Annotated in this window: 21 protein-coding genes; 7 read left to right on the top strand and 14 right to left on the bottom strand. The window is 71.5% G+C overall.

Annotated elements, in window-relative coordinates:
* The first annotated feature begins 38 nt into the window (after positions 1–38).
* From AOM02_RS12355 to AOM02_RS12345, 3 genes are all read left to right on the top strand, one after another.
* Complete coding sequence (locus tag AOM02_RS12355) at positions 39–593, top strand: single-stranded DNA-binding protein (RefSeq protein ID WP_062299653.1); 555 nt, start codon at positions 39–41, stop codon at positions 591–593.
* Positions 594–699: 106 nt separating this feature from the next.
* A complete protein-coding gene (ettA, locus tag AOM02_RS12350; RefSeq protein ID WP_062299650.1) occupies positions 700–2,382 on the top strand; it encodes an energy-dependent translational throttle protein EttA in 1,683 nt (560 codons plus the stop codon).
* 79 nt (positions 2,383–2,461) lie between these two features.
* Positions 2,462–2,941, top strand: coding sequence for an acyl-CoA thioesterase (locus AOM02_RS12345; RefSeq protein WP_062299647.1), 480 nt, complete (start codon positions 2,462–2,464; stop codon positions 2,939–2,941).
* A gap of 266 nt (positions 2,942–3,207) precedes the next feature.
* On the opposite strand, the gene AOM02_RS12340 is transcribed toward AOM02_RS12345, so the two are convergent.
* The 6 genes from AOM02_RS12340 to AOM02_RS12315 all read right to left on the bottom strand — a co-directional run bounded on the left by AOM02_RS12340 (position 3,208) and on the right by AOM02_RS12315 (position 9,227).
* Entirely contained in the window at positions 3,208–4,104 is an 897-nt protein-coding gene (locus AOM02_RS12340; RefSeq protein WP_062299644.1) for a glycine betaine ABC transporter substrate-binding protein, read from the bottom strand.
* A gap of 143 nt (positions 4,105–4,247) precedes the next feature.
* Positions 4,248–5,189 carry an ABC transporter permease gene (locus AOM02_RS12335; RefSeq protein ID WP_062299641.1) on the bottom strand — a complete coding sequence of 314 codons (942 nt, stop codon included), beginning with the start codon at positions 5,187–5,189 and terminating at the stop codon, positions 4,248–4,250.
* Positions 5,189–6,487, bottom strand: coding sequence for a quaternary amine ABC transporter ATP-binding protein (locus tag AOM02_RS12330; RefSeq protein WP_062299638.1), 1,299 nt, complete (start codon positions 6,485–6,487; stop codon positions 5,189–5,191). Before AOM02_RS12330 ends, AOM02_RS12335 begins: the two co-directional genes overlap by 1 nt.
* A 339-nt stretch (positions 6,488–6,826) precedes the next feature.
* Complete coding sequence (locus AOM02_RS12325) at positions 6,827–7,702, bottom strand: acyl-CoA thioesterase (RefSeq protein WP_062299635.1); 876 nt, start codon at positions 7,700–7,702, stop codon at positions 6,827–6,829.
* Complete coding sequence (locus tag AOM02_RS12320) at positions 7,702–8,124, bottom strand: globin (protein ID WP_062299632.1); 423 nt, start codon at positions 8,122–8,124, stop codon at positions 7,702–7,704. Before AOM02_RS12320 ends, AOM02_RS12325 begins: the two co-directional genes overlap by 1 nt.
* Positions 8,125–8,135: 11 nt before the next feature.
* A complete protein-coding gene (locus AOM02_RS12315) occupies positions 8,136–9,227 on the bottom strand; it encodes a mechanosensitive ion channel family protein (RefSeq protein WP_169746637.1) in 1,092 nt (363 codons plus the stop codon).
* A gap of 64 nt (positions 9,228–9,291) precedes the next feature.
* Between AOM02_RS12315 and malQ the strand changes: the two genes are divergently transcribed.
* Positions 9,292–11,436, top strand: a complete 2,145-nt coding sequence (gene malQ, locus AOM02_RS12310; RefSeq protein ID WP_062299627.1) for a 4-alpha-glucanotransferase — start codon at positions 9,292–9,294, stop codon at positions 11,434–11,436.
* A gap of 51 nt (positions 11,437–11,487) precedes the next feature.
* Here malQ and pepN (AOM02_RS12305) read toward each other — a convergent pair whose 3' ends face one another.
* Together pepN (AOM02_RS12305) and pepN (AOM02_RS12300) are read right to left on the bottom strand one after the other, a co-directional pair.
* On the bottom strand, positions 11,488–14,082 hold the full coding sequence (gene pepN / locus AOM02_RS12305) for an aminopeptidase N (RefSeq protein ID WP_062299625.1): 2,595 nt from the start codon (positions 14,080–14,082) through the stop codon (positions 11,488–11,490).
* A 256-nt stretch (positions 14,083–14,338) separates the two neighbouring features.
* The gene (gene pepN / locus AOM02_RS12300; protein ID WP_062299622.1) at positions 14,339–16,933 is read right to left on the bottom strand and encodes an aminopeptidase N; all 2,595 of its coding nucleotides are present in this window, start codon (positions 16,931–16,933) and stop codon (positions 14,339–14,341) included.
* Positions 16,934–17,016: 83 nt separating this feature from the next.
* Here pepN (AOM02_RS12300) and AOM02_RS12295 point away from each other — a divergent pair, with 83 nt between their 5' ends.
* Together AOM02_RS12295 and AOM02_RS12290 are read left to right on the top strand one after the other, a co-directional pair.
* Entirely contained in the window at positions 17,017–17,451 is a 435-nt protein-coding gene (locus AOM02_RS12295; protein ID WP_062299619.1) for a GNAT family N-acetyltransferase, read from the top strand.
* 31 nt (positions 17,452–17,482) lie between these two features.
* Complete coding sequence (locus tag AOM02_RS12290) at positions 17,483–18,862, top strand: MFS transporter (RefSeq protein WP_082105086.1); 1,380 nt, start codon at positions 17,483–17,485, stop codon at positions 18,860–18,862.
* Positions 18,863–18,907: 45 nt separating this feature from the next.
* On the opposite strand, the gene AOM02_RS12285 is transcribed toward AOM02_RS12290, so the two are convergent.
* The 4 genes from AOM02_RS12285 to AOM02_RS12270 form a co-directional block, all read right to left on the bottom strand.
* The gene (locus tag AOM02_RS12285) at positions 18,908–20,254 is read right to left on the bottom strand and encodes a hypothetical protein (protein ID WP_062299617.1); all 1,347 of its coding nucleotides are present in this window, start codon (positions 20,252–20,254) and stop codon (positions 18,908–18,910) included.
* A complete protein-coding gene (locus tag AOM02_RS12280) occupies positions 20,251–20,790 on the bottom strand; it encodes an RNA polymerase sigma factor (protein ID WP_082099623.1) in 540 nt (179 codons plus the stop codon). Before AOM02_RS12280 ends, AOM02_RS12285 begins: the two co-directional genes overlap by 4 nt.
* A 108-nt stretch (positions 20,791–20,898) precedes the next feature.
* Complete coding sequence (locus AOM02_RS12275; protein WP_062299613.1) at positions 20,899–21,486, bottom strand: hypothetical protein; 588 nt, start codon at positions 21,484–21,486, stop codon at positions 20,899–20,901.
* Positions 21,487–21,554: 68 nt separating this feature from the next.
* The gene (locus AOM02_RS12270; RefSeq protein ID WP_228373847.1) at positions 21,555–23,315 is read right to left on the bottom strand and encodes a chloride channel protein; all 1,761 of its coding nucleotides are present in this window, start codon (positions 23,313–23,315) and stop codon (positions 21,555–21,557) included.
* Positions 23,316–23,385: 70 nt separating this feature from the next.
* On the opposite strand from AOM02_RS12270, the gene AOM02_RS12265 reads away from it, so the two are divergent.
* Positions 23,386–23,841 carry a MarR family winged helix-turn-helix transcriptional regulator gene (locus tag AOM02_RS12265; RefSeq protein WP_062299610.1) on the top strand — a complete coding sequence of 152 codons (456 nt, stop codon included), beginning with the start codon at positions 23,386–23,388 and terminating at the stop codon, positions 23,839–23,841.
* Between the two features lie 6 nt (positions 23,842–23,847).
* Here the strand turns inward: AOM02_RS12265 and AOM02_RS12260 are convergent, their stop codons facing one another.
* Positions 23,848–24,324 (bottom strand): tRNA (cytidine(34)-2'-O)-methyltransferase, encoded by a 477-nt coding sequence (locus AOM02_RS12260; protein ID WP_062299607.1) that lies wholly within the window; start codon positions 24,322–24,324, stop codon positions 23,848–23,850.
* Between the two features lie 66 nt (positions 24,325–24,390).
* Positions 24,391–25,272 (bottom strand): trypsin-like serine protease, encoded by an 882-nt coding sequence (locus tag AOM02_RS12255; protein ID WP_062299604.1) that lies wholly within the window; start codon positions 25,270–25,272, stop codon positions 24,391–24,393.
* Positions 25,273–25,286: the final 14 nt, after the last annotated feature.

Here is a 25,286-nt window from a genome sequence, read left to right as displayed (position 1 = left end):
CTGGACCCAGCCGCACCGTGCGGCGCCAGGGAGGAAGCATGAACGAGCTGACCATCACCGTGACGGGGTGGGCCGCGTCGGACGCCAAACTGTTCGTGGGGCAGGGTGACCTCGCCCTCACGTCGTTCCGGCTCGCGTCGACGCCCCGCTACTTCGATCGCGAGAAGAGCGCGTGGGTCGACGGCGTGACCGAGTGGTTCACCGTGCGGACGTTCCGCTCCGCGGCCATCACCGTCGAGAAGTCCATCAAGAAGGGCATGCCGGTGGTGGTGACCGGACGCCTGCGGACCAGCACGTGGGAGGCCAAGGACGGGCCGCGGGTGGACCACATCATCGACGCCACCGCCGTGGGCCCCGACTGCACGCGCGGACTCGTCAACGCGTTCTCGCGTGCCGTCGGCGACGCGTCCATGACCACGGCCGATGTCAGCGCCGCCGCGGGCGCCATCGAGGCGTCGCACGAGGGCACCTCGGGCGACGGATCGGCGGACGATGCGGTCGACGCCTCCGCGTTCGAGACCGAACCGCCGGACGTCGACGAGGACGAGCTCGCCGCGACGGAGGCGGAGGACGCGCCCCAGCCGGCGTACTGAGCGGGTGCGCGGGCCGCCCGACCACGGCGGCGCATCGTCCTCCCGTAGGCTAGGGGGCGGCATCCGGGCGCCCGCGCGCCCGCTCAGGACAACCGACGGAGCAGCAGTGGCAGAGTTCATCTACACCATGCAGAAGGCGCGCAAGGCGCACGGCGACAAGGTCATCCTCGACGACGTGACGATGGCCTTCTACCCGGGCGCGAAGATCGGCGTGGTGGGACCCAACGGCGCAGGTAAGTCGACGATCCTCAAGATCATGGCGGGCATCGAGCAGCCCTCCAACGGCGAGGCGCGCCTCACCCCCGGCTACACGGTCGGCATCCTCTTGCAGGAGCCGCCGCTGAACGAGGACAAGGACGTCATCGGCAACGTCCGCGAGGGTGTCGGCGAGATCTACGAGAAGCTCGAGCGCTTCAACGCGATCTCCGAGGAGATGGCGAACCCCGACGCCGACTACGACAAGCTGCTCTCCGAGATGGGCACGCTCCAGGAGGAGCTCGACCACGCGAACGCGTGGGATCTCGACGCTCAGCTCGAGCAGGCGATGGACGCGCTGCGCTGCCCGCCGCCGGACGCCGACGTCAAGGTGCTCTCCGGTGGTGAGCGCCGTCGCGTCGCGCTGTGCAAGCTGCTCCTCGAGAAGCCCGACCTGCTGCTCCTCGACGAGCCCACCAACCACCTCGACGCCGAGTCCGTGCTGTGGCTCGAGCAGCACCTCGCCAAGTACCCCGGCGCCGTGCTCGCCGTCACCCACGACCGCTACTTCCTCGACCACGTCGCGGAGTGGATCTGCGAGGTCGACCGCGGCCGCCTCTACCCGTACGAGGGTAACTACTCGACCTACCTCGAGAAGAAGCAGGAGCGCCTGCAGGTCCAGGGCAAGAAGGACGCGAAGCTCGCCAAGCGCCTCAAGGAGGAGCTCGAGTGGGTGCGGTCCAACGCCAAGGGCCGCCAGACCAAGTCGAAGGCGCGCCTCGCGCGCTACGAGGAGATGGCCGCCGAGGCGGAGCGCACCAGGAAGCTCGACTTCGAGGAGATCCAGATCCCGCCGGGCCCGCGCCTGGGCTCGACCGTGATCGAGGCGAAGAACCTCAAGAAGGGCTTCGGCGACCGCACCCTCATCGACGGGCTGTCGTTCTCGCTGCCGCGCAACGGCATCGTCGGCGTCATCGGCCCCAACGGCGTCGGCAAGACCACGCTGTTCAAGACCATCGTGGGCCTCGAGCCGCTCGACGACGGCGAGCTCAAGGTCGGCGAGACGGTCCAGGTGTCGTACGTGGACCAGAGCCGCGGCGGCATCGACCCCAAGAAGTCGCTGTGGGAGGTCGTGTCCGACGGCCTCGACTACATCAACGTCGGCAAGGTCGAGATGCCCTCGCGCGCGTACGTCAGCGCGTTCGGGTTCAAGGGCCCGGACCAGCAGAAGGCCGCCGGCGTGCTGTCCGGTGGTGAGCGCAACCGCCTCAACCTGGCCCTCACGCTCAAGGAGGGCGGCAACGTGCTGCTCCTCGACGAGCCGACCAACGACCTCGACGTCGAGACGCTCGGCTCGCTCGAGAACGCGCTTCTCGAGTTCCCCGGCTGCGCCGTGGTCGTCTCGCACGACCGCTGGTTCCTCGATCGCGTCGCGACGCACATCCTCGCGTACGAGGGCACCGAGGAGGACCCGGCCAAGTGGTTCTGGTTCGAGGGCAACTTCGAGTCCTACGAGGCCAACAAGGTGGAGCGCCTGGGCGCCGAGGCAGCCCGTCCGCACCGCGTGACCTACCGCAAGCTCACCCGCGACTGACCTCGCGACCGATTCCATGACGCCCCTCGCCTGGCATCAGGCGGGGGGTGTCGTCGGTTCTGGCGCTAGCGTGGCCTCCATGACACGCATCCACGTGCCGATCACGCTGCGGTGGTCGGACCTCGACGCCTACGGCCATGTCAACAACGCGGAGATGCTCCGCTTGCTCGAGGAGGCGCGCATCCGCGTCTTCTGGGCGGACCGCTCGGCCGCGGAGGAGCACGAGGTGCCGCACACCGCGCTCATCGCGGGCGGGCCCGACGCGGAGACGATCACGCTCATCGCCGCGCAGCAGATCGAGTACCTCGAGCCGATCCCGTACATGCGCCGCCCGCTCGACGTGCAGCTGTGGATCGGCCGGCTCGGCGGAGCGAGCATCGAGATCTGCTACGAGGTGTGGTCGCCGTCCGACGCGCAGGAGCCCGTGCTCTACGCGAAGGCCGCGACCACGTTGGTGCTGGTCGACTCCGCGACGCAGCGGCCCCGCCGCCTCACCGACGCGGAGCGCGAGGCATGGAGCCCGCACCTCGACGAGCCGGTCGGGTTCCGGAAGCGCTGAGCGGTGGGGTGCCGATGGCGGAGCGTTGCGGTGGGCGGCGGCATACATCCGTTCGCGCATATCACCGTGACGTGAAACAGCGGTGCGTCGGGCGTGGTGTTGAACGGGAGCCCGGCCCGTTCGCGGCTGCCATTTCACCCCACGCTGACATACGTGAACGAGAGTGGCGCCGCGCCCGCGGGACGGGGACCGCGCCGCCGGGGCGGGCACGCGAAGGCGCCGGCCGCCCCGGAGGGACGACCGGCGCCTGCGATCCGTGCTGAGTCTTACGCGGTGAGCGAGTCGACCCACTCCTGGTTCGCGGCGACCCACTCGGACACGATGTCCGCGTAGTCGGCCGTGTCCGCGCCGTTGAGGGCGTTCTCGAGGTCGTACAGGTGGTCGGCGTCCATGGTGAACGCGCCCATCCACTCGGCGACCTCGGGGAAGTCCTCGCCGAGGCCCGAGCGGCCGTAGGTCACGATGTTCTCGGCCTCGCCGAGCGTGCCCTCGGGGTCCTCGAGGTTCTTGAGGTCGTACGCGCCGTAGGCCCAGTGCGGCTCCCACAGCGTGACGATGATGTTCTCGCCGTTCGAGGTGGCGGTGTCGAGCTCCGACAGCATCGCCGGGGTCGACGAGGTCAGGAACTCCATGTCCTCGAGGCCGTAGGTCGGGATGACCGCGTCCTGGACGGTGGCGGTGAGGCCCGCGCCGGGCTCGATGCCGACGATGCGGTTGCCGAACTCGTCGGCGTGCTCGGCGAGGTCCGCGAGCGAGTCGACGGGCGCGTCGGCGTTGACCGCGACGGTGAGGGCGGCGGAGTCGAACCAGGCGCCGAGCTCCTCCATGTCGTCGCCGAACTCCTCGATGTACGAGGCGTGGGTGAGCGGCAGCCACACGTCGGTCACGACGTCGTAGTCGCCGTCCGCGACGCCCTGGAAGACGACGGCCGGGTCGGCGTACTCGAGCTCGACGTTGTAGCCCTGGGCCTCGAGGACGTTCTCCCACAGGAGCGAGGTCGCGAGCGACTCGTCCCAGCCGTTGAACACGGCGAAGGTGAGGTCGCCGCCGGCGGCCTCACCGGAGGCGGCGGTGTCGGAGTCGGCCTCGGAGGACGAGCAGCCGGCGAGCACGAGACCGCCGGCGGCGGCCATGGCGAAGGGCGCGAAGGCGCGAAGCTTCATGATCTTTTTCCTTTCGCAGCGAGGGGTGTCTCCCCTCGGAGTGAGCACCGGCCGCCCCTTTCCGGGCAGGGCGGGGTGCACGCGGCTCCCTCAGAAGCCGCGAGGTCTGGGGCATCGTCCGGCGGGACGATGCGGGGGTGGGGTCAGTGCGAGGCGACCGGGCGGCGTCCGCCGCGGGCGACCTCCTCCTCGGCGTCGAAGCGGGCCTGCTGGTCCGCCTCCTTCTTGGCGACGTACGACCGCCGCCACCGCGAGTACAGGCCGAGGCCCTTGCCGAACGACGCGGTGAACCGGTCGAGCAGGATCGCGAGCACGACGACGGACAGGCCGGCCTCGAAGCCGAGGCTGACGTTGAGCGCGGAGATCGCCTGGGCGACGTCGCCGCCGAGGCCGCCCGCGCCGACCAGGCCGGCGATGACCACCATCGACAGCGACAGCATGATGATCTGGTTGATGCCGGCCATGATCGACGGCATCGCGAGCGGGATCTGGATCTGACGCAGGATGCGGCGCGGGTGGGCGCCGAACGCCTGGCCGGCCTCGACGACCTCCTTGTCCACGCCGCGGATGCCGAGCTCGGTGAGGCGCACGCCGGGCGCCATCGCGAAGATCAGCGTGGCGATGATGCCGGGGGCCACGCCGATGCGGAACAGGCCGAGCGCGGGCACGAGGTAGACGAACGCCGGGAGCGTCTGCAGGAAGTCCATGACGGGCTTGAGGATCTTCGACACGGTGTCGTTGCGCGCCGCCCAGATGCCGAGCGGGAGCGAGATCACGACGGCCAGGAACGCGGCGACGAGGACCAGCGCGAGCGAGTCGATCGCGTTGTCCCACTGGTTGACTCCCATGATGAACAGCAGGCCGAACGTCGCGCCGACTGCGAACTTCCATCCGCGGGCGAGGAGCGCCGCGACGGCGACGAGCGCGATCACCACGAGCGCCGGGGGCGTCGCGAAGACCCAGTCGACGGCGTCGAACATCCAGATGAACAGCTGGCGCAGGGCCTCGAACAGCCACGAGAAGCTGTCCTCGAGCCAGTCGAAGAAGCCGTCGATCCAGGTGCCGACGGGGATGCGGAACTCCATCAGATGGCCTCCTTGGCGTGGGCGGCGCGGGATCCGACGGCGGACTCCAGCACCTGGTCGACCACCTCGGCGGGCAGCGGGTCGGGACGCGGGGTCGCGGTCGCGGCGGCCTCGGGCTCGCCGCCGAGCGCCGCGAGCAGCGTCACGCGCGGGATCACGCCGACGAGGCGGTCGCGGGAGTCGAGCACACCGAGGGGGAGCGCGGCCTCGAGGGACGGGATGAACAGGTCGGCCAGCGCGGTGTCGGTCGCGACGGCGCCGTGGTCCGAGCGGATCACGGGCGCGAGGTCCTTCTCGCCCCGTCGGACGAGGTCGAAGACGTCGCGGTCGCGCACCCAGCCGACGATGGTGCGGTCCTTGTTGACCACGTAGGCGCCGGCGAGCTGCTCGTCGCGCATGATCGTGAGCGCGGCGCGGGGGCCGGCGCCGATGTGGACGACCGCGCGCGGCTTGCGCATCACGGACTCCGCCGTGAGCACCTTGGTGCGGTCGACGTCCTGCACGAACTGCTCGACGTAGTCGTTCGCGGGGTTGGTGAGGATGTCCTCGGGCGAGCCGATCTGGACGATGCGGCCGTCCCGCATGACGGCGATGCGGTCGCCGATGTACATGGCCTCGTTGAGGTCGTGCGTGATGAAGATGATGGTCTTGCCGAGCTCGGCCTGCAGCTCGAGCAGCTGGTCCTGCATCTCGCGGCGGATCAGCGGGTCGAGCGCGGAGAAGGCCTCGTCCATGAGGAGCACGTCGGTGTCGGCCGCGAGGGCGCGGGCGAGTCCCACGCGCTGCTGCATGCCGCCGGAGAGCTCCGAGGGGTGCTTCTCCTCCCACCCCTTGAGGCCCACGATCTCGGTGACCTTGCGGGCGCGGGCGATGCGCTCGTCGAGCGCGACGCCCTGGATCTCGAGGCCGTACGCGACGTTGTCGAGCACGGTGCGGTGGGGGAGCAGCGCGAAGTGCTGGAAGACCATCGAGATGCGCTTCTGGCGGATCTCCCGCAGGCGCTTGGCCGGGATGTCGGTGATGCGCTCGCCCGCGACCTCGACGGTGCCGGCGGTCGCGTCGTGCAGCCCGTTGAGCATGCGGATCAGGGTCGACTTGCCCGAGCCGGACAGCCCCATCACCACGAAGATCTCGCCACGGCGCACCTCGAACGAGGCGTCGATCACGGCGGCCGTCGTGCCGGCGCCGAGCTCGTCGCGCGGCGTGCCGCGGTGCAGCTGGATCACCGCCTCGTCGGCGTGGCGGCCGAAGACCTTGTACAGGCCTTCGGCGCGCAGGGCGATCGTGTCGTCGTTCATTCGGTCCTTCAGCTCCTGGGTGTCTCAGGTGCGCAAGGGCCTCGGCTAGCGAGAGGACTCGCAGCCGTCGGACGGCAATCACGGGCCCGCCGGGCAGCGCCGGTCGGCGCCGCTACTAGCGCTCCGGCGCGTCATCCGGGGAGGGGCGCGCCAGGAGGCCTTTGGCTGGTCATTGACGTTCTCATGACTGGCTCTTGCCAGTGGGAACGGCCCTGCGACCGTAACAACCGGGACCCGCCCCGTGTCCAACCAGATCACGCTTCGTTACAGAAATGAAACATTCCAGAAAGCACGAAAGGTTGCCCGAGGCCGAGGATGAAGGACCTGCTAGATCGCTGGTCAGGGCAGGCGGATCATGCCCTCCTGGGCGGCCGAGGCGACGAGCCTGCCGTCCTCGGAGAAGATCCACGTGCCGGTCAGACCGCGCCCGCCCTGGGCGGTCGGCGAGTCCTGGACGAACAGCAGCCACTCGTCGGCGCGCGCCGGGCGGTGCCACCACATGGCGTGGTCGAGGCTCGCGAAGGAGATGTCCGGGGTCACCCAGGACGCGCCGTGGCGGCGCAGCAGCGGCTCGAGCATCACCTGGTCGGAGCCGAAGGCCAGGAGCGCGCGGTGCATGAGGTCGCCGCCGTCGATCGGCCCGCGCAACCTCATCCAGGCCGTCTGGTACTGCTTGGGGCGCTTGTCCGGGCCCAGGAACAGCGAGCCCTCGACGTGTCGCACGTCGAACGGCGCCTTGGTCAGCCAGAAGTCGGCCGAGGGGTGGCCCGCGAAAGGAGCCAGCACGTCGATGCCCGACCGGACGGTCTCGGGACCGGGCACCTCGGGCATCGTCACCGCGTGCTCGGGTCCCTCCTGCTCGACCTGGAACGAGGTGATCATCGACAGGATCGGCCGGCCGTTCTGCAGCGCGTGCGTGCGCCGCGCGGAGAACGACCGCCCGTCGCGCAGCACCTCGACCTCGAACTGGATGGGGTGCGCGGCGTCGCCCGCCCGCAGGAAGTAGCCGTGCAGCGAGTGCGCGAAGCGGTCCTCGGGCACCGTCGCGCCGGCCGCGAGGAGGGCCTGCGCGAGCACCTGGCCGCCGAACACGCGACCGCCCGGCATGGGCAACGAGTCGCCCTCGAAGCTCGTGTCGCCGAAGCGGCGCAGGTCGAGGACGGCCATCCCGGCGGCGACGGCGGATTCCGCCCAGGTGTCCTCGATCGCGGTCATCAGCTCTCCTCCGTCGGCTCGAACGTGTTCACCATCGAATGCGCGGCGCGCTCGAGGTAGTCCATCAGCGTGACCGCGTTCAGCGGCGCGAGGTTCTGCCGCGCCACCGCCTCGCGCATGTGCGCGATCCAGCGGTCGCGTGCGTCGGGGTTGACCTTGAACGGCATGTGCCGCATCCGCAGGCGCGGGTGGCCGCGGGTCTCCGAGTAGGTGGTGGGGCCGCCCCAATACTGCTCGAGGAACAGCGTGAGGCGCTCGACCGCGCCCTCCATGTCGTCCTCGGGGTACATGGGCCGCAGCACGGGGTCGGACGCGACGCCCTCGTAGAAGGCGCGCACGATCGCGTCGAAGGTCGCGTGGCCGCCCACCGCGTCGAAGAACGACTGGCCGTGCTCCTGCGCGGGTCCGGCGCCCACGCTCATGCCGGGGGTGCTCACTCGTCGTCCGCGTCGTTCGCCGGAGGCAGGGGCCGTCCGTCCTGGTCGACGGGCTGCTCGTCGCCCGCGGGACGCGCCGAGTCGTGCAGCAGGCGCTTGGGTCCGTGCGAGTCGACCACCATGGCCTCGCCCGGCACGGCGAGCTCGATGCCGCGCTCGGCGAAGATGCGGCGCATCTCGTGGCGCACCTCGCGCTGCACGTCCCATTGCGTGGCGGGGTTGGTCTGGACCAGCAGGCGCAGCATCACCGCGTTGTACTCGAGCGACTCGATGCCGGCGACCTCGGGCTCGCCCAGGATGGACGCCGCGACCTTCTTGTGGCCCTGCTGCGCCGCCTTGACGGCGTCGATCATGGCCTCCCGGGCCGCCTCGATGTCCGTGTCGTACGCGAAGCGCACCTCGACGAGCGCGCGCGACCACATGCGGGTCATGTTGCCGACGCGGGTGATCTCGCCGTTCGGGACGTACCAGACGGTGCCGTCGAGCGACCGCAGCCGTGTGCACCGCAGACCCACCTCCTCGACCGAGCCGGTGGCCTCGCCCAGGTTGACCACGTCGCCCACGCCGTACTGGTCCTCGAGAAGCATGAACACGCCGCTGAGCACGTCCTTGACGAGCGACTGCGCACCGAAGCCGAGCGCGACGCCGACCACACCGGCGGAGGCCATGAGCGGACCGACCGGCACGCCGACCATCGACAGCACCGTGGTGACGCCGATCGTCACGAGCACGACCGCGAGGGTCGAGTTGAGGACGCGGCCGATGGTGTTCGCGCGCTGGCGGCGCCGCTCGCCCTCGAGCCGCAGCTCCATGGTGTCGGGCTCGGCGACCTTGATCTTCGCCTTGCGCATCGCGCGGCGGGCCCGGCCGTCGAGAGGCGTGCCCTTCTCGATGCCCATGACGACGCCGCGGATGACGGCCCGACCGACGAACCACACGATGACGAGCAGCAGGATCGCGAGCCCGAGCCCGATGAACTGGCCCGACGTGTCGCTGGTGAGATCCTCCCAGAGGTTCTGCACGTCGCTGGCGGCGCCTTCGAGGGTGGGGGACGGCGAGGGCTCTGGCGAGGTCGAGAGAGTCAGCACCCCAACAGAGTAGCGAGCGCGCGCCGCCGCCCCTATACACCCTCGCATCTGGCAGGATTGACACGTGATCGATGCGCCCGAGGTCGAGCGTGAGGCTCCGTCGGAGGCCCTCGTCGCGCTTGCGCGCGCCTGCGGCGTCTCCGTCGAGTACTTCGCGATCGACGGAACCCAGGTCCAGTGCTCCGCCGCGGCGATCCGTGCCGCCCTCACCTCGATGGGGCTCGACGCCTCGTCGGACCTCGCGTGCGAACGCGCGCTCGAGGCCCTCGAGGACCAGGAATGGTCGAGGCTCGTGCCGCCCGTCACGGTGCTGCGCGCCGGTGAGAGCCGCGAGATCCCCGTCCACGTCGTCGACGGCGACCCCGCCTCGGTGAGCCTGCGGCTCGAGTCCGGCGAGAGCCGCGACCTCGCGCAGCTCGACCGCTGGGTCCCGCCGCGGAAGGTGGGCCTGCAGACCCTCGGCCGCGCGACCTTCGAGGTGCCCGGCGACCTGCCGCTCGGCTGGCACGTGATCGAGGCCGAGACGACGGGCCGCCGCGGCCGCGGCTACGTGGTGGTGACGCCGGCCCGCGTGACGATGCGCGACGACGTCCGCGCGCATCGTCCCTGGGGGCTCACGGTGCAGCTGTACTCGCTGCGCTCCGAGCGCTCGTGGGGCATCGGCGACCTCGCCGACCTCGCCGACCTGTGCGCGCTCGGGAAGTCGCGCGCGGAGGCCGACTTCGTGCTCATCAACCCGCTGCACGCGACCGAGCCGGTGTCCCCGATCTCGAACTCGCCGTACCTGCCGACCTCGAAGCGCTACATGTCGCCGCTGTACATCCGCGTCGAGGACATCCCCGAGGTCGCGTACCTGCCGTCGCAGCAGCGCGCGCTGCTCGCGTGGGAGGCGGAGCGCCCGCAGCGCACCAACGACACCGACGAGCTGCTCGACCGCAACTCGATCTGGCGCCTCAAGTCGGCCGCGCTCGAGGAGGTGTTCCTCGCACCGCGCTCGGCCGGCCGCGAGGCGCTGTTCGAGGCGTTCTGCCTGCGCGAGGGCGCGGCGCTCGAGGACTTCGCGACCTGGTGCGCGATCGCCGAGGCGCACAAGGGCCTGCCGTGGCCCGACGAGTTCGACTCGCCCGCCTCGCCCGCCGTGGCGCGCTGGCGCGACGAGCACGCCGACCGCGTCCTCTACTACGCGTGGCTCCAGTGGATCTGCGAGGAGCAGCTCGCGAACGCGCAGGCGACCGCGAAGCGCGCCGGCATGAGCATCGGCGTGATGATCGACCTCGCGGTGGGCGTCCACCCCGAGGGCGCGGACGCCTGGTCGTACCAGCGCGTGCTCGCGCAGGGCCAGAGCATGGGCGCGCCGCCGGACTTCTACAACGCGCTCGGCCAGAACTGGTCGATCCCGCCGTGGCAGCCGCGCGCGCTCGAGGCGGCCGCCTACCTTCCGTTCCGCGACATGGTCCGAGCCGCGATCCGCAACGCGGGCGCGCTGCGGATCGACCACGTGCTCGGCATGTTCCGCCAGTGGTGGGTGCCGGAGGGGCACATCCCGGTCGACGGCGTCTACGTGTACGTCGACCACGAGGCGCTCATCGGCATCATCGCGCTCGAGGCCGAGCGTGCCGGGGCGATCGTGATCGGCGAGGACCTCGGCACCGTCGAGCCGTGGGTGCGCGAGTACCTGCACGAGCGCGGGCTCCTCGGCACGTCCATCACGTGGTTCGAGCGGCACGACGACGGAGCCCCGCGCCTGCCCGAGCACTACCGCGCGGACACCCTCGCGGCCGTCACCACGCACGACCTCCCGCCCACCGGCGCGTACCTCGCCGGCGAGCACGTGCGCCTGCGCGCGGAGCTCGGGATGCTCGGCGGCGGCAGCATCGAGGACGCGCAGGCGGAGGCCGAGCGCGAGCGCCAGGCGTTCATCGACATCATGCTCGAGCGCGGCTGGATCCTCGGGGACTACAACGAGGAGGACCTCATCGCGGGCCTCCACCGGTGGATCCTCGACAGCCCCGCGGTGCTGTCGGGCATCGCGGTCACCGACGCGGTGGGCGACAGGCGCGCCCAGAACATGCCCGGCACGGACACGGAGTACCCCAACTGGTGCGTGCCCGTGACGGACGGCAACGGGGTCCCCGTGCTGCTCGACGACCTGTTCGAGCACCCGCGCGTGCGGCGCCTCTTCCGGGCCGTCAAGCAGGCCCGGGGCTAGCGCCCCGTCACGTGGGACGATGCGGCGGTCGCCGCATCGTCCCTGCGCACGTCAGCGGGGGATCGCCATCCGGCTCACGGTCTGCGCCACCTGCGCGCGGCGCACGTGGTCGAGCGCCTCGACGACGGCCTTGCGCAGCACGCTGGGCGCGTCCGCGTGGTCCGTGAGCCAGTGCTCGAGGCGGTCGGCGAGGCCGTCGACGCGTCCCGTCAGCTGGATGGGCAGCGTCAGGCGGGCGACGCGGACGCCCACGAAGCCGGCGTTCGCGTCGTAGTAGCGGCGCAGCGAGCCGAGCAGGTCGTCGAGCAGCGGCGCGAGCAGGCCCGGGTCGACCGCGCGGGCGAGGCCCGCGGCGAGCTCGAACTGCACGGCGTTGATCGCCGGGCCGTCCGCCGGGCGCACGAGCGCGTCCCATGCGGCCTGCTTGGCCTCGACGGTCGCGACGGAGGCGCGCACGCCCGCGGCGCGGCGCTGGCCGGCGGCGGAGACGTCCATCGACGCGTAGTGGTCGATCTCCTCGACGCCGATCCCGCCCGCGGCCGCGAGGCCGGCGAGCAGGTCCCACGTGAGGTCGGAGTCGATCTCGACGCCCGGGATCTCCGCGGTGTCCTCGACGAGCGCGCGCAGCCGCAGCGCCTGCTCCGTGGTCGACGCGAGCTGCGCGTATCCCTTGAGGAGCTGCAGCTGGATGTCGGAGCCGTGCTCCGCCGCCGCGAGGGCGGTCCACAGCCGCTCCGCCGCCGCCTCGGTGATCTCAGCGACGAGCTCGGGGGCCAGGTAGCGGCGCAGCGCCACGATCATGACGGCGACGTGCGACTCGGCGGTCGCGGAGTTGTGCACGTGCGGCAGCAGCGTGAGCACCGCGTCGATGTAGCGCTGGGCGGGCAGCGAGCCGTCGCGCGTCATGTGCCACAGCGCGTCCAGCACGGTCGCCTGCACCATCGGGTCGGCGATCGCGTCGATGTGCGCCTCGAGGGTCGCGAGCGACACGTCGTCGAGGTGCAGCTTCGCGTAGGTGAGGTCGCGGTCGTTGACGAGCAGGAGGTCGGGGCGCGGGCGGCCCACGGCCTCCGGGATCTCGATGAGCTCGCCGCCCACCGTCGCCGCCACGGACCACTCGCGGTCGAGCGTGCCGTCGCGCAGCACGTAGCCCGCGATCTCCACGCCGTGCGGGCGGGGCACCGGGTGCTCCGCGGGGACGTCCTCGTCGACGGCGAGGCGGGTGAGGTTGCCGTCGTCGTCGGTCGCGAGCACGGCCCGCAGGGTGGTGACGCCGGGCGTCTCGAGCCACACGCGCGCCCACTCGTCGAGCGGGCGGTCGGCGGCCTCCTCGACCTCGGCGAGGAACTCCGCGAGGGTCGCGTTGCCGTGGTGGTAGCGCTGGAGGTACGAGGCGACGCCGCCGAAGAACGCGTCCTCGCCCACGTACTGCGCGAGCTGGCGCAGCGCGGAGGCGCCCTTGGCGTACGTGATCATGTCGAAGGCCGAGACCGTGGCCTCGGTGTCGGCCACCTCGGTGACGATCGCGTGCGTGGTGGGCAGCTGGTCCTGGACGTACGCGACGGACTTGCGGTTGGCCGCGAAGGTCACCCACGCGTCCTTCCACTCCGAGATCTCCGCGGCGGCCCACGTGCCCACGAACTCCGCGAACGACTCGTTGAGCCACAGGTCGTCCCACCACTTCATCGTGACGAGGTTGCCGAACCACATGTGCGCGAGCTCGTGCAGCACCACCACGGTGCGGAACTCCTGCTCGGCGGCGGTGGGGCGGCCGCGGAACAGCAGGCGGTCCTCGGAGATGGTGACGCAGCCGACGTTCTCCATCGCGCCCAGGTTGTACTGGGGCACGTAGACCTGGTCGTACTTCTCGTAGGGGTACTCGGTGCGGAACACGCGCTCGTACAGCTCGAGGCCGGCCTGCGTGTCCGCGAGGACGCGGTCGCCGTCGAAGTGCTGCTCGAGCGACGGGCGGCCGTAGACGCGGGCGGGCAGGTCGCCCTTCGCGCTGTGGAGCACGCCCTCGTGGTACGCGTACGGGCCGGCGACGATCGCGGCGACGTACGAGGGGATCGGCACGGTGCGGCCGAAGGTCCAGCGCGCGAGGCCGTGCTCGGACCCGCCGACGGTGGTGGCGCCCTCGACGTAGGCCGGCTCGGGGGTGGGGGAGTTGGAGACGACCATCCAGTGGTCGGGCACGACGACCGAGAACGAGAACTCGCCCTTGATGTCGGGCTGGTCGAAGCACGCGAAGGCCGCGCGGGTGTCGTTCGCGGCGAACTGGCTGTAGAGGTACACCTCGCCGTCGGCGGGGTCGACGAAGCGGTGGATGCCCTGGCCGTCGTTGCGGTAGCCGAAGTCGCCCGCGATCCGCACGACGTTGTGCTCCGCGAGGTCCGTCAGCTCGATGCGGCCGTCCACGTGGGCGGCGGGGTCGAGCGTCTCGCCGTTGAGCTCGATCAGGTCGATGCGCGGCGCGACGGCCTCGATGAACGTGGACTCGCCCGGGACGGCGGCGAACTCGACCGTGGTGTCGGAGCGGAAGGTGTCGCCCTCGGCGGTGAAGTCGAGCGAGACGGAGTAGCGGGCGCGCTGCACGATCGCGTAGCGCTCCGCGGCCTCCTGCTTGGTGAGGTTCAGACCTGGCATGCCTTAAGTCTGGCAGTGCCGGGGCCCTGTCCGCGCCTCGGGGGACCTCGCCGCAGCCCTCGCCCCGCCGCGGGGAGCTCAGCGACGGTTATGGGAGGTCTCGGACTTCTGCGGGGAACTGGGCGACGGCATGCGCGTGGCCGGGACGCACCGACGGCCGCACCCCAGAGAGGGATGCGGCCGTCGGTGAGCTCCCCGCAGGAGTCACGGATGTCCGGAAACCGTCCGTCGTCTCCCCGCAGGAGGGAGGCGGGGGCTAGTAGGCCAGGTCCGCCGCCTGCGCCTTGAGCGCGCGGCGCACGCCGTCCTTGCCCTCGCTGATGAGGCGCTTGAGCGCGTCGTGCGCATCCGCGTTCGCCTCGAGCCACGCGAACGCCTTGTCCTGGAGGTCCGGGACGCGGCCCGCGAGCTCGACGGGGTACAGGCCCTCGATGAGGTTCGCGGCGATCTCGTTCGTCTTGGTCGAGTAGATCCGGCGCAGCGCGTCGAAGTACTCGTCGACGAACGGGACCAGCAGGTCGAGGTCGTGGACGTGGTTGAAGCCCGCGATGGTCTCGTACTGCAGCGCGTTCGGCAGGTCCTTCTCCGCGTTGATGAGCGCGTCGAACGCGGCCCGCTTGGCCTCGGGCGTCGCGATCGCGGCTCGGGCGTGCGCGGCGCGGCGCTGGCCCGACGCCGTCGCGTCCTTCGACAGCTGGAGCTCGATCGCGACCTCGCCCGCGCGGCCGCCCGCGACCAGCGCGATGAGCAGGTCCCAGGTGAGGTCCGTGTCGATGGTGAGGCCGTCGATCTGGATCTTCCCGTCGATCAGCGCCTGCACCGTGTCGTACATCGAGTCGACGCACGCGAGCGACGCGAACGCCTTCACGAACTGGAGCTGGCTGTCCGAGCCGGGCTCGCACGCGACCATGAGGCGCCAGATCTCGCGCGCGGTCGCCGCCTGCACCTCGTCGGTGTGCGACGGGTGGACGTACAGCGAGATCGTGGTCGCGAGCTGGCGCAGCAGCACCAGCACGGTGGTCGACTCGGTCTCGCCGCCGATGTTCTTCAGCACCAGGTCGATGTACTGGCGGGCCGGCATCTCGGCGTCGCGGGTCATGTCCCACGCCGCCGCGAGCACCATCGAGCGGGCCAGCGGGTCCGTGAACTTCGAGACGTGCTCGACCGCCGCCGCGAGCGAGTCCTCGTCGAGGCGGACCTTGGCATACGCGAGGTCGCCGTCGTTGACCAGGATCAGCGCGGGACGCTGCTTGCCGATGAGCTCGTCGATCGGCGAGAGCTCGCCGTCGATGTCGGTCTCGACGTGCAGGACGCGCTCGAGGACCTCGTCGCCGTCCTCGTTCACCACGACGTCGTAGCCGCCGATCGCGAGACGATGCGGGCGCTGGGTCGGCCACTGGGCCGGGACCTCCTGGCGGACGGCGAACGACGTGATGACCCCCGCATCGTCCGTCTCGATGACGGGGCGCAGCGTGGTGACGCCGGCCTTCTGCAGCCACACGTCGGACCAGCCGGACAGGTCGCGGCCGGACGCCTTCTCGAGCTCGACGAGCAGGTCGTCGAGCGTCGCGTTGGCGTGGTGGTGCTTGCGCATGTACTCGGCGACGCCGGCGAAGAACTCGTCCTGGCCCACCCACGCGACCAGCTGGCGCAGCACGGACGCGCCCTTGGCGTAGGTGATGCCGTCGAAGTTGACCTCGACGTCCTCGAGGTCCTTGATGTCGGCCATGATCGGGTGCGTCGAGGGCAGCTGGTCCTGGCGGTACGCCCACGACTTCTCGAGCGCGTTGAACGTCACCCACGAGTTGCGGTACTTGGTGACCTCGGCGGTGGCGAGCGTCGACGCGAACTCCGCGAACGACTCGTTGAGCCACAGGTCGTTCCACCACCTCATGGTGACGAGGTCGCCGAACCACATGTGCGCGAGCTCGTGCAGCACGGTCACGGTGCGGCGCTCGACGCGCGCCTGCGCGGTCTTGGAGCGGAACACGTAGTCCTCGAGGAACGTGACGCAGCCCGCGTTCTCCATCGCGCCCGCGTTGAACTCGGGGACGAAGATCTGGTCGTACTTCTCGAACGGGTAGTCCGTCTCGAACTTCTCCTCGTAGAAGGCGAAGCCCTTCTGGGTGTCGTCGAGGATGACGTCCGCGTCGAGGTACGGCGCGAGGCCCTTGCGGCAGTACACGTTGGCGCTCAGCGTGCCCTTGCGGCTCTCCACGGTGCCCTCGACCTCGTGGTACGGGCCCGCGACGATCGCGGTGACGTAGCAGGGGATGCGGGTCGTGGGGGAGAAGCTCCAGGTCGCGATGCCGCGCGCGGTGCCGGCGATGTCGATCGAGCCCTCGGCGGCCTCCTTGGCGGAGGGCGAGTTCGACAGCACGTGCCAGTGCTCGGGCGCCGTCACGGTGAACGTGAACGACGCCTTGAGGTCGGGCTGCTCGAAGACGGCGTACACGCGGCGCGTGTCGGCGACCTCGAACTGCGAGTAGAGGTACACCTCGCCGTCCTCGGGGTCGACGAAGCGGTGCAGGCCCTCGCCGGTGTTCATGTAGGCGCAGTCGGCGACGACGGTCAGCTCGTTCTCGGCCGCTAGCGCCGGCAGCGCGATGCGCGAGTCCTCGAAGTGCGTCGCCGGGTCGAGCTCCTCGCCGTTGAGGGTGATGCTCAGCACCTGCGGTGCGATGAGGTCGATGAAGGTGCTCTCGCCCGGGGTTGCGGTGAAGCGCACGGTGGAGGTCGAACGGAAGGTGGTGTCCGACGTGGTGAGGTCGAGGGCGACGGTGTAGGTGTCGACCGCGACGATGGCGGCGCGGGCCTCGGCCTCGGCGCGCGTGAGGTTGGTACCTGGCATGGCGCGATTGTGTCATGACGCTGTCACGTGCGCGTGCGGTGGTGCATCCGGTGGACGATGCGCGTGTCGGTTAGCGTCGAACCATGGCCGATGCGGCGCTCAGCATCCGGGCGGCGACCTTCAAGGACGCCCCCGTCGTCGCGGGCTTCGCCGCCGATCTGGCGCTCTCCTCGCCCCCCGACGCCGACGGGGTCGCGGGGGCGCTCGCGGCTCTCGTGGGCCAGTTCGGCGTGGGCGTGCTCATCGCCGAGCACGAGCTCGAGCCGGTGGGCTACGTGGTGGTGCACCGGCTGCCCGCGCTGTTCGCCGGGGGCGTCGTGGCGGTGGTGGAGGAGCTGTACGTGGTCCCGGAACGTCGCGGCGAGGGGATCGGCGCCGCGCTCATGGAGCGTGCCGAGGGGGTCGCGCACGACTGGGGCGCGGCGTACGTCTGCGTGGCGACGTCGCGTGCCGTCGACTTCTACAAGGCGCTCGGCTACGAGCCGACCGCGCGCTTCCTCAAGAAGGGCCTCGACTGACGGTGTCCGCGCCCGGCCCTAGAATCCTTCGGTGACCCAGGACCCCGCCGGCGCCGCGCCCGAGACCGACACCCCCGCATCGTCCCGCCGCGGTCTGTCCCGCCACCTGGTCGACATCGCGCCGCTCAAGGCGAGCCCCGCGTTCGCGCGGTTGTGGATCGGCGGCGCGATCTCCGGGATCGGCGCGTTCATGACGCAGGTCGCGGTGGGACTGCAGATCTACGAGATCACGGAGTCGACGTTCATGGTCGGCCTGGTGGGCGGCATCGCGCTGCTGCCGATGGTCGTCGCCGGCCTGTGGGGCGGCATGATCGCGGACGTCTTCGACCGCCGGAAGGTCCTCATCGCCTCGTCGCTGGTGGCGTGGGCGTCGACGATCGCGCTCGCGGTCCTGTCCTTCTGGGACCAGCACCTGCAGGCGGACGGCACGCACGCCGCGGTGTGGCCCTTCTTCGTGGTGACGACCCTCAGCGCGGTCGCGTCGACCATCTCGAACGCCACCCGCGGCTCCGTGGTGGGACGCATCCTGCCGCCGGAGATGATCAGCCGGGCGACCGCGCTCAACGGCATCTCGTTCGGCGCGATGCTCACCATCGGCCCCGCGCTCGCGGGCGTGCTCGCCGCCGGCGTGGGCCTGCCGTGGACCTTCACGATCGACGCGGTGCTCTTCACCGCGGGCTTCCTCGGCATCTGGATGCTGCCGTCGCTGCCGCGCCTGGGCGAGCAGGTCGAGGCGGGCTGGCCCGTGCTCAAGGAGGGGCTCTCGTTCCTCAAGCGCAGCCCGAACATACGCATGAGCTTCGTCGTCGACATCATCGCGATGACGTTCGGCCGCCCGTACGTGCTGTTCCCGGCGCTCGGCGCGACCGTGGTCGGCGGCGGCTCGCTGACCGTCGGCGCGCTGACGGCGGCCGGCGCGGTGGGCACGATGCTCACGAGCCTGTTCTCCGGCCCGGTCGCCCGCGTCCACCGCCACGGCGTCGCGATCTCGCGCGCGATCCAGGTGTTCGGCCTGTTCGCGGCGCTGTTCGGGGTGGCGGCGCTGCTCGCGACCACGCTCGGCCACGAGCCTGCCGAGGGCTGGGGCGGCGTCCACTGGGCCACGCTCATCGTGCTGGCGCTGTGCATGGCGGGCATGGGCGCCTCGGACGAGGTCAGCGCGATCTTCCGCCAGACGATGATCATCCAGGCCGCGCCCGACGAGATGCGCGGCCGCCTCCAGGGCGTGTTCATCGTCGTCGTCACGGGCGGGCCCCGCATCGGCGACCTCTACGCCGGCATCCTCGCGACCGCCGTGGCGCTGTGGTTCCCGCCGCTGCTCGGCGGCGTCGTGATCATCGCGCTGATCGCGATCCTCACCCACGCGCAGCGGGCCTGGCGCGAGTACGACGCGCAGGCGCCCACGCCGTAGCGCCCGCGGGGACGATGCGGCAGGGGCCTCGCGTCGCCGTGGCGGCTACGGCACTACGACGACGCTGGTGACGGAGTCGACGATGTCGATGCCCCCCGACGGGAACGGGACGAGCTCGGTCCATTCGCCGGTGTCGAGATCGGCCGCCACGAGGACGCGCGGGCTCGAGTCGCCGCCGCAGCCGGCGGTCACCTCGGTGTAGAGCACCGGACCGGACGAGCCGGCGAAGCGCCAGATGCTCGGGCCCGGGTGGACCTCGTCGCCCGTGCCGGGCACCTCCGTGAGGGTCCCGCCGTCGAGCTCGTAGAGACCGGTGGGGCACCAGTCGTAGCCGGCCTGCCCGGCCTCGACGACGAGGTGGCCGCCGACCACGGTCGCCGCGCCGGTGGCTCCCAGGCTCTCGTTGTAGGAGCCCGAATGCAGCACGGTCGTGCCACCGTCGGCGTCGAGCCGCAGCAGGCTGGTGTGGTCGCCGTCCGCACAGTCGAACGCTCGCGACCCGTCCGGGAACGAGGTGCGGAGGAGGCACCAGTCGCCGTCGCTCTGGACCTGCGACAGCGCGACCGGGAGGTCCGCGGCGGGCGGCCATGCGGCGGTGGTGCCGCCGTCGAGGGTGAAGTACATGGAAGGCGAGTCGAAGCCGAGCGAGCCGGCCCGGAACACGGGGGCGCCTGCCTCGTCGAGCGTGAGCCTGCTCCACCACCCCAGGCCCTCCGGGATGTCCTCCGTGCCGTCGGAGTACGCGCCCGTCACCAGGTCGAGCGTCCCGAAGGTCGAGAAGGCCTCGGGCGCGAGACCCTCTCCCGAGGTCCGCACGGCGGTCGCGGCGGTCGCGCCCGGCTCCCAGCCGTAGACCTCGTAGGCGACGTCGCCGGGCAGCTCGATCAGCTGGTAGCGGTCGCCGTGGGGCGAGATCAGGTAGACGACCTGAGGGCCGGTCGGCCAGTCCTCGCCGTCGTACCAGCGCTCCTGGTACGTGACGAGGCTCCAGCCGGATCCGGCGGAGGCCCACACCTCGGGGGTGATCGCCTCGGCCGAGGGCAGGTGCTCGGACTCGGTGACCGTGCCCGCGAAGCCGGGGTCGTCGAAGGTCGGCTCCGGGCTGGGCGTCGCCGTCGGCGACGTGGAGATCGAGGGGGTCGGCGTCGGCGTCGCGGAGGCGGACGGCGTCACCGCGACGGGGGCGGGCGCACGGTCAGGGGCCAGCGCGTACGCGCCGGCGCCGACCGCGGCGACCACGAGGACGGACGCCACCGACGTGACCGCGGCGCGGACCCGCCGGCGTCGCTTGACCACGGTGCGGGTGCCGGGGACGTCGAACTCGTCGGCGTCGCGCAGCGAGGCCGCCAGGCGCGCGTCGCGCTCGTGGAACATGTCGCGCAGCTCGCTCATCGCGCACCTCCGTTCGCGGTCACGGGGGCCGCCTCGACCTCGCCCAGCGCCTCCCGGGTGCCGAGCGTCGTGTTGAGCGCCTTGAGCCCGTCCGAGACGTAGCGCTTGACCGCGCCCTCCGACAGGCCCAGCACGTGAGCGGTCTCGCGGATCGACATGTCCTCGACGAACCTCAGCACCACGCAGGCCCGCACCCGGGGCGCCAGGGTGGCCAGCGCATCGTCCAGCGCCTCGCCGGTGGCGACGCGCTCCGCGTGGTCGGCGACCGCCTCGGGCACGGCCGTGCGGCGCATCCGCTCACGCTCGGCCGCACGCTTGCGCGTCCCGTCGATGAAGCGCGTCGCGATCGCGCGGCGTACGTACTGCTCGGCCTGCGCGACGGACTCGAATCCGCGGTGCTTGGAGAACACCGCGATCACGGCGTCCTGCACCAGGTCGTCGGCCTCGGACGGGCCCGCGAGCATCGTCGCGAACGACAGCAGCCGTCCGCGGCGCTGCGACCCCAGCTCGAGGAGCATCGGCTCCCAACGCGTCATCGTCACCCCCAGATCGCCCCTAGGACGCGACAGGATGCCGAAAAGGTTGGGGGCCCGTCCCGCCGAGTGTTGCCGGGACCCTAGCGGACGATGCGGCGGAGGCCGAAATCAGCCCTCGGCGGCCTCCGGGTTGAGGCTCGCGGCGACCTCGCGCGCGATCGCGAGGGTCATCGCCTTGCCCTCCTTGCGCCCGGGCTGGATGTAGGAGACCTTCACGAAGTACTCGTCGACGCCCATGCCGATGGTGCGGCGGCTCGGCAGCGCGTACGCGTCCGTGGCGCCCTTGATCTCCTTCTGCACCGTGAAGGTCTTGCCGAAGACCGCCTCGGCGAGCTCGCGGTGACGCGCCGCGTCCGGGTACTCCCAGTTGATCTCGACCTGGACGCGCGGCTCGGAGCGCTCCTCGTTGTGCGGGCGCCACTCGCAGATGTTGCGACCCTCGTAGGACAGGCTCGAGTTGAACTCGCCGTCCGCCATCTTGAGCCCGACGATCTTGTTGAGCGTCTTGAGGGTCATGACGTCGCACGGGTCGGGGGTGCCCGCGGGCGCGGTCGCGACCGCGGACACGGTCGGGTCCGTCAGCGACGACGCGTCCGCGCTGGGCTCGGCGTCCGAGGCCAGCGGCGTGCAGCCGGCGAGCACCACCGCGGCGCCGACGGCGGCGGCGGTCCAGGCGGGCAGGAGGCGAAGCGTCATGCGGGGGTCCCTTCGATCACGACGAGGGTAGCAACCGCCCGGGCCGGCGCCGACGTCCCGCGCTCACGTCACACGGCCGCGGACGCGAGGCGGCGCAGCACCGCGTCCTGCTGCAGCCACCCGACGAGCGTGCCGTCCTCGACGACCGCGAGGCCGTCCGCGCCCTCGTCGTCGAGCAGGCCCTCGAGCACGTCGTCCAGCGCGTCGGTGGGGGCGACGCCGGGGCGGCGCTCGAGCAGCTGGCCCACGATGACCTCGGCGGCGTCGTCGTCCCCCGTGACGGCGCCGGCGGCCGCCGAGGACGTGACGACCCCGAGATAGGCGCCGTCGCGGTCGACCACGGGGAGCGTGTGGCGGCGGGCGGCGACGAGCGCTCCGACCGCGTCCGCGGCGGGCAGTCCGCGGCGCAGGGTCGGGGGAGCGGCGGACATGAGGTCGCTCACCGTCGATCCGGCGAGCACGCGGGTGTCCGCGCGGCGCGTGATGTCGATGCCGCGGCGGCGCAGCTTCAGCGTGTAGATCGAGTCGTGCGAGAGCCGGCCCGAGAGTAGGGTCGACACGGCGACGGCGAGCATGAGCGGCAGGATGATCGTGTACTCGCCGGAGAGCTCGAAGATGATCAGCACGGCCGTGATGGGCGCGCGTGAGGCGCCGGCGAAGACCGCGGCCATGCCCACCACGGCGTACGCGCCTGGGTCCAGGTCGAGGCCCGGCATCAGCGCATCGGCCCCCTGTCCGAAGGCTGCGCCGAGCATCGCGCCCAGGAACAGCGACGGCGCGAACACGCCGCCCGAGCCGCCGATGCCGATGGTGAGCGAGGTGGCGACGATCTTGCCCACGAGCAGGATCACGAGGAAGCCGATCGCATACCGGCCCATGACCGCGCCTTCGAGCACGGGGTAGCCGACGCCGTACATCTGCGGCAGCGCGAGCAGCAGCAGGCCGAGCAGCAGGCCGCCCACCGCGGGGCGCGCCCACTCGGGGCCGCGCCACGCGGCGTCGCACAGGTCCTCGATCTTGTAGAGCACCCGGGTGAAGGTCACGCCGACGAGCGCCGCGAGCACGCCGAGGACGACGTAGAGCCCGTACTCGCCCAGGTGGCCGACGCTGAACTCGGGCAGCACCAGGAACGGCTCGTCGCCCAGGAACACGCGCCCGATGACCGATGCGGTGACGGCGGAGATGACGATCGCGCCGATCGAGCGCGCGGCGAGCGTGCCGAGCAGCAGCTCGAAGGCGAAGAACACGCCCGCGATCGGCGCGTTGAACGTCGCCGCGATGCCGCCCGCGGCGCCGCAGGCCACGAGCATGCGCACGCCGTTCTCGTCGAGCCGGGCGGCGCGGGCGAGCGACGAGCCCAGCGCGGAGCCGATCTGGACGATGGGCCCCTCGCGTCCCACCGAGCCGCCCGACCCGATGGTGACGGCCGAGGCGAGCGCCTTGACGAACGCGACGCGCGCGGGGATCCGGCCGCCGCGGCGGTGGATCGCGTACATCACCTCGGGAACGCCGTGGCCGCGCGCCTCGCGGGCGAAGCGCTGCACCAGCGGGCCGTAGATGAGGCCGCCGACGACCGGGGTGAGCACCACGAAGAACCCGCCGAGCCACGGCAGCCACGGGTGGGCGGGGTGGCCGGTGGTGCCGGCGTAGTCCGCGTGCCCGGTGAAGATCCAGGTCGCGGTCTCGACGAGCCAGCGGAAGGCGATCGCGCCGAAGCCGCCGAGGATGCCCACGACGAGGGCCAGGGCGATGAGCACGGTGTTCTCGGAGCGGCGGAACCGGGCGAACGACCACGCGCGGTCGGGCCGGGTGGCGGCATGCGCGGACAACGGGAGATCCTCACGTTTGTACGGAAGCAACCTTTGGACCCTAGCAGACGTGTGACGCTACGGTGGAGCCGTGCACCCCGACGCCACCGCCGCGACCCTGGTCGCCTCCCGTGCCCTGCTCGGCATCGTCGCGCGCTCGCTCGCGCCGGCACTCGCCGAGGTCACCGTCCCCCAGTTCCGCGTGCTCGTCGTGCTCTCGACCTCGGGGCCGCAGCGGATGGGCGACCTGGCCGAGCGCATCGGCATCCACCCGTCGACGCTCACGCGCACGGTCGAGCGCCTCCGCACGGGCGGCTGGATCACGCGGTCCGAGGCGCCGGACAACCGTCGCGAGGTGCACGTCGACCTCTCCGAGGCCGGCGCCGAGCTGGTCGCGACCGTGACGGAGACGCGCCGGGAGATGCTGCGCGAGATCCTCGCCTCGGCCTCGCCCGAGGATCAGGAGGCGGTGCGCGTGGGCATGGAGGCCTTCGCGCGTGCGGCGGGGGAGCCCGAGGTCACCGAGCTGCGCGAGCTGGGGATCTGAGCCCGCTCACTCCATGTCGCCGAAGCCGAGTTGGCGCGCGGCCTCGTAGATGACGATCGACGCGCAGTTCGCGAGGTTGAGCGAGCGCCGGCTCGCGAGCATCGGGATGCGCACCCGCGACGTCACGCGCGGGTGGTCCATGACGTCCTCGGGCAGCCCCGTGGGCTCGGGCCCGAACATCAGGATGTCGCCCGGCTCGTACGCGATGTCCGTGTAGACGGTGCCGGCGCGGGCGGTGAAGGCGAACACACGCGCCTCGGGCAGCGCGTCGAGCATCGCGTCGAGGTCGGCATGCACGGTGACGTTCGCGAGGTCGTGGTAGTCCAGCCCGGCGCGGCGGAGCTTCGAGTCCTCGAGCTCGAAGCCGAGCGGTTCGACCAGGCGCAGCGGCGCGCCGGTGACCGCCGACAGGCGGATCGCGTTGCCCGTGTTCTCGGGGATGCGGGGCTCGAAGAAGGCGATCGACGGCAGGGCGGGGGGCATGGCGCCAGTCTGGCACGGGCCGGCGGCCGCCCCCGCGTCGGGGACGGCCGCCGGACGATGCGGGGGTCAGCCGAGCGTGGCGGGCTCGACCCCGTACTCGGCGAGGAAGTCCGCCGCCTCGTCGATGTCGACGCGCTGGAGGCCGTCGAGGTACCGGCAGTTCGACGTGTAGCCGTAGCTGGTCACCGCGACGAGGTAGCCGTCCTTGAAGGTCGGACCGCCGGAGTCGCCGAAGCACGTGCCGCCGGTGCCGCGGTTGTCGTTGCCGTTGCCGTTGACCTGCAGGATCTGCGGCGTGAGCTTCTGGCCCGGCTCCTGCGCGACGCGGCGGATGATCGGGTACGACATCGGCGTGGGCTTCTGCGGGCCGCTCTCGGCCTTGCGGACCTCGGTGCCGTAGCCCACCGTCGTGAAGATCGTCTTGTTGAGCTTCGGCTGCTTGAACGTGTCGAGGTAGCCGGTCGGGGCGATCGTCGCGGGCTCGATGTCCGTGATCGGGTCGTCGAGGACCACGACGCCGTAGTCGTTCCAGTTCTTGAGGTCGGTGAAGTCCGAGTAGCCGGGCGCGGTGTGCGCGGTGCCGGACTCCCACGTGCGGCCCTGCGCGTCGATCTGGTCGCCGTTGTAGCCGGTCTTGGGGTCGGCCTCGGGCAGGCCGCTCGGCGGCTCCTCGGCGATCACGGGGTCGAAGCTCACGATGGTGTCGCCCACCGTGCCGTCGGTGCAGTGCGCGGCGGTGAGCAGCACGGTCGGGGAGACGAGCGTTGCGCTGCAGCGGTAGCGGTAGACGTCTCCGGCGGAGTCGGGCGCGTAGAACGCGATCATCCCGACGTTGGGGTGGCCGTTCCCGTCGAAGTCGCCATCGGTCACGGCGGCGGCGGGGGTGGCGACCGCTGCTGCCAGGGTGGCGGCGGCGACGGTGCCCAGGGTAAGGATCCTGCGGGTCATTGCGTTCCTTCCTT

It is taken from the genome of Demequina maris, assembly GCF_000971155.1.
In the GTDB taxonomy this organism is placed as follows: Bacteria; Actinomycetota; Actinomycetes; order Actinomycetales; family Demequinaceae; genus Demequina; species Demequina maris.
The sequence above is the reverse complement of the archived record's forward strand: the minus strand, read 5'-3'. Positions and strand labels throughout refer to the sequence as shown.

Bases quoted from the DNA above. Each gene is read 5' to 3' on its own strand.
- AOM02_RS12345 (WP_062299647.1), top strand. From the start codon at position 2,462: ATGACACGCATCCACGTGCCGATCACGCTGCGGTGGTCGGACCTCGAC.
- AOM02_RS12255 (WP_062299604.1), bottom strand. From the start codon at position 25,272: ATGACCCGCAGGATCCTTACCCTGGGCACCGTCGCCGCCGCCACCCTG.
- AOM02_RS12330 (WP_062299638.1), bottom strand. From the start codon at position 6,487: ATGAACGACGACACGATCGCCCTGCGCGCCGAAGGCCTGTACAAGGTC.
- AOM02_RS12275 (WP_062299613.1), bottom strand. From the start codon at position 21,486: ATGACGCTTCGCCTCCTGCCCGCCTGGACCGCCGCCGCCGTCGGCGCC.
- AOM02_RS12320 (WP_062299632.1), bottom strand. From the start codon at position 8,124: ATGAGCGTGGGCGCCGGACCCGCGCAGGAGCACGGCCAGTCGTTCTTC.
- pepN (WP_062299622.1), bottom strand. From the start codon at position 16,933: ATGCCAGGTACCAACCTCACGCGCGCCGAGGCCGAGGCCCGCGCCGCC.
- AOM02_RS12295 (WP_062299619.1), top strand. From the start codon at position 17,017: ATGGCCGATGCGGCGCTCAGCATCCGGGCGGCGACCTTCAAGGACGCC.
- AOM02_RS12260 (WP_062299607.1), bottom strand. From the start codon at position 24,324: ATGCCCCCCGCCCTGCCGTCGATCGCCTTCTTCGAGCCCCGCATCCCC.
- pepN (WP_062299625.1), bottom strand. From the start codon at position 14,082: ATGCCAGGTCTGAACCTCACCAAGCAGGAGGCCGCGGAGCGCTACGCG.
- AOM02_RS12280 (WP_082099623.1), bottom strand. From the start codon at position 20,790: ATGACGCGTTGGGAGCCGATGCTCCTCGAGCTGGGGTCGCAGCGCCGC.
- AOM02_RS12285 (WP_062299617.1), bottom strand. From the start codon at position 20,254: ATGAGCGAGCTGCGCGACATGTTCCACGAGCGCGACGCGCGCCTGGCG.
- AOM02_RS12325 (WP_062299635.1), bottom strand. From the start codon at position 7,702: ATGACCGCGATCGAGGACACCTGGGCGGAATCCGCCGTCGCCGCCGGG.
- AOM02_RS12355 (WP_062299653.1), top strand. From the start codon at position 39: ATGAACGAGCTGACCATCACCGTGACGGGGTGGGCCGCGTCGGACGCC.
- AOM02_RS12340 (WP_062299644.1), bottom strand. From the start codon at position 4,104: ATGAAGCTTCGCGCCTTCGCGCCCTTCGCCATGGCCGCCGCCGGCGGT.
- AOM02_RS12335 (WP_062299641.1), bottom strand. From the start codon at position 5,189: ATGGAGTTCCGCATCCCCGTCGGCACCTGGATCGACGGCTTCTTCGAC.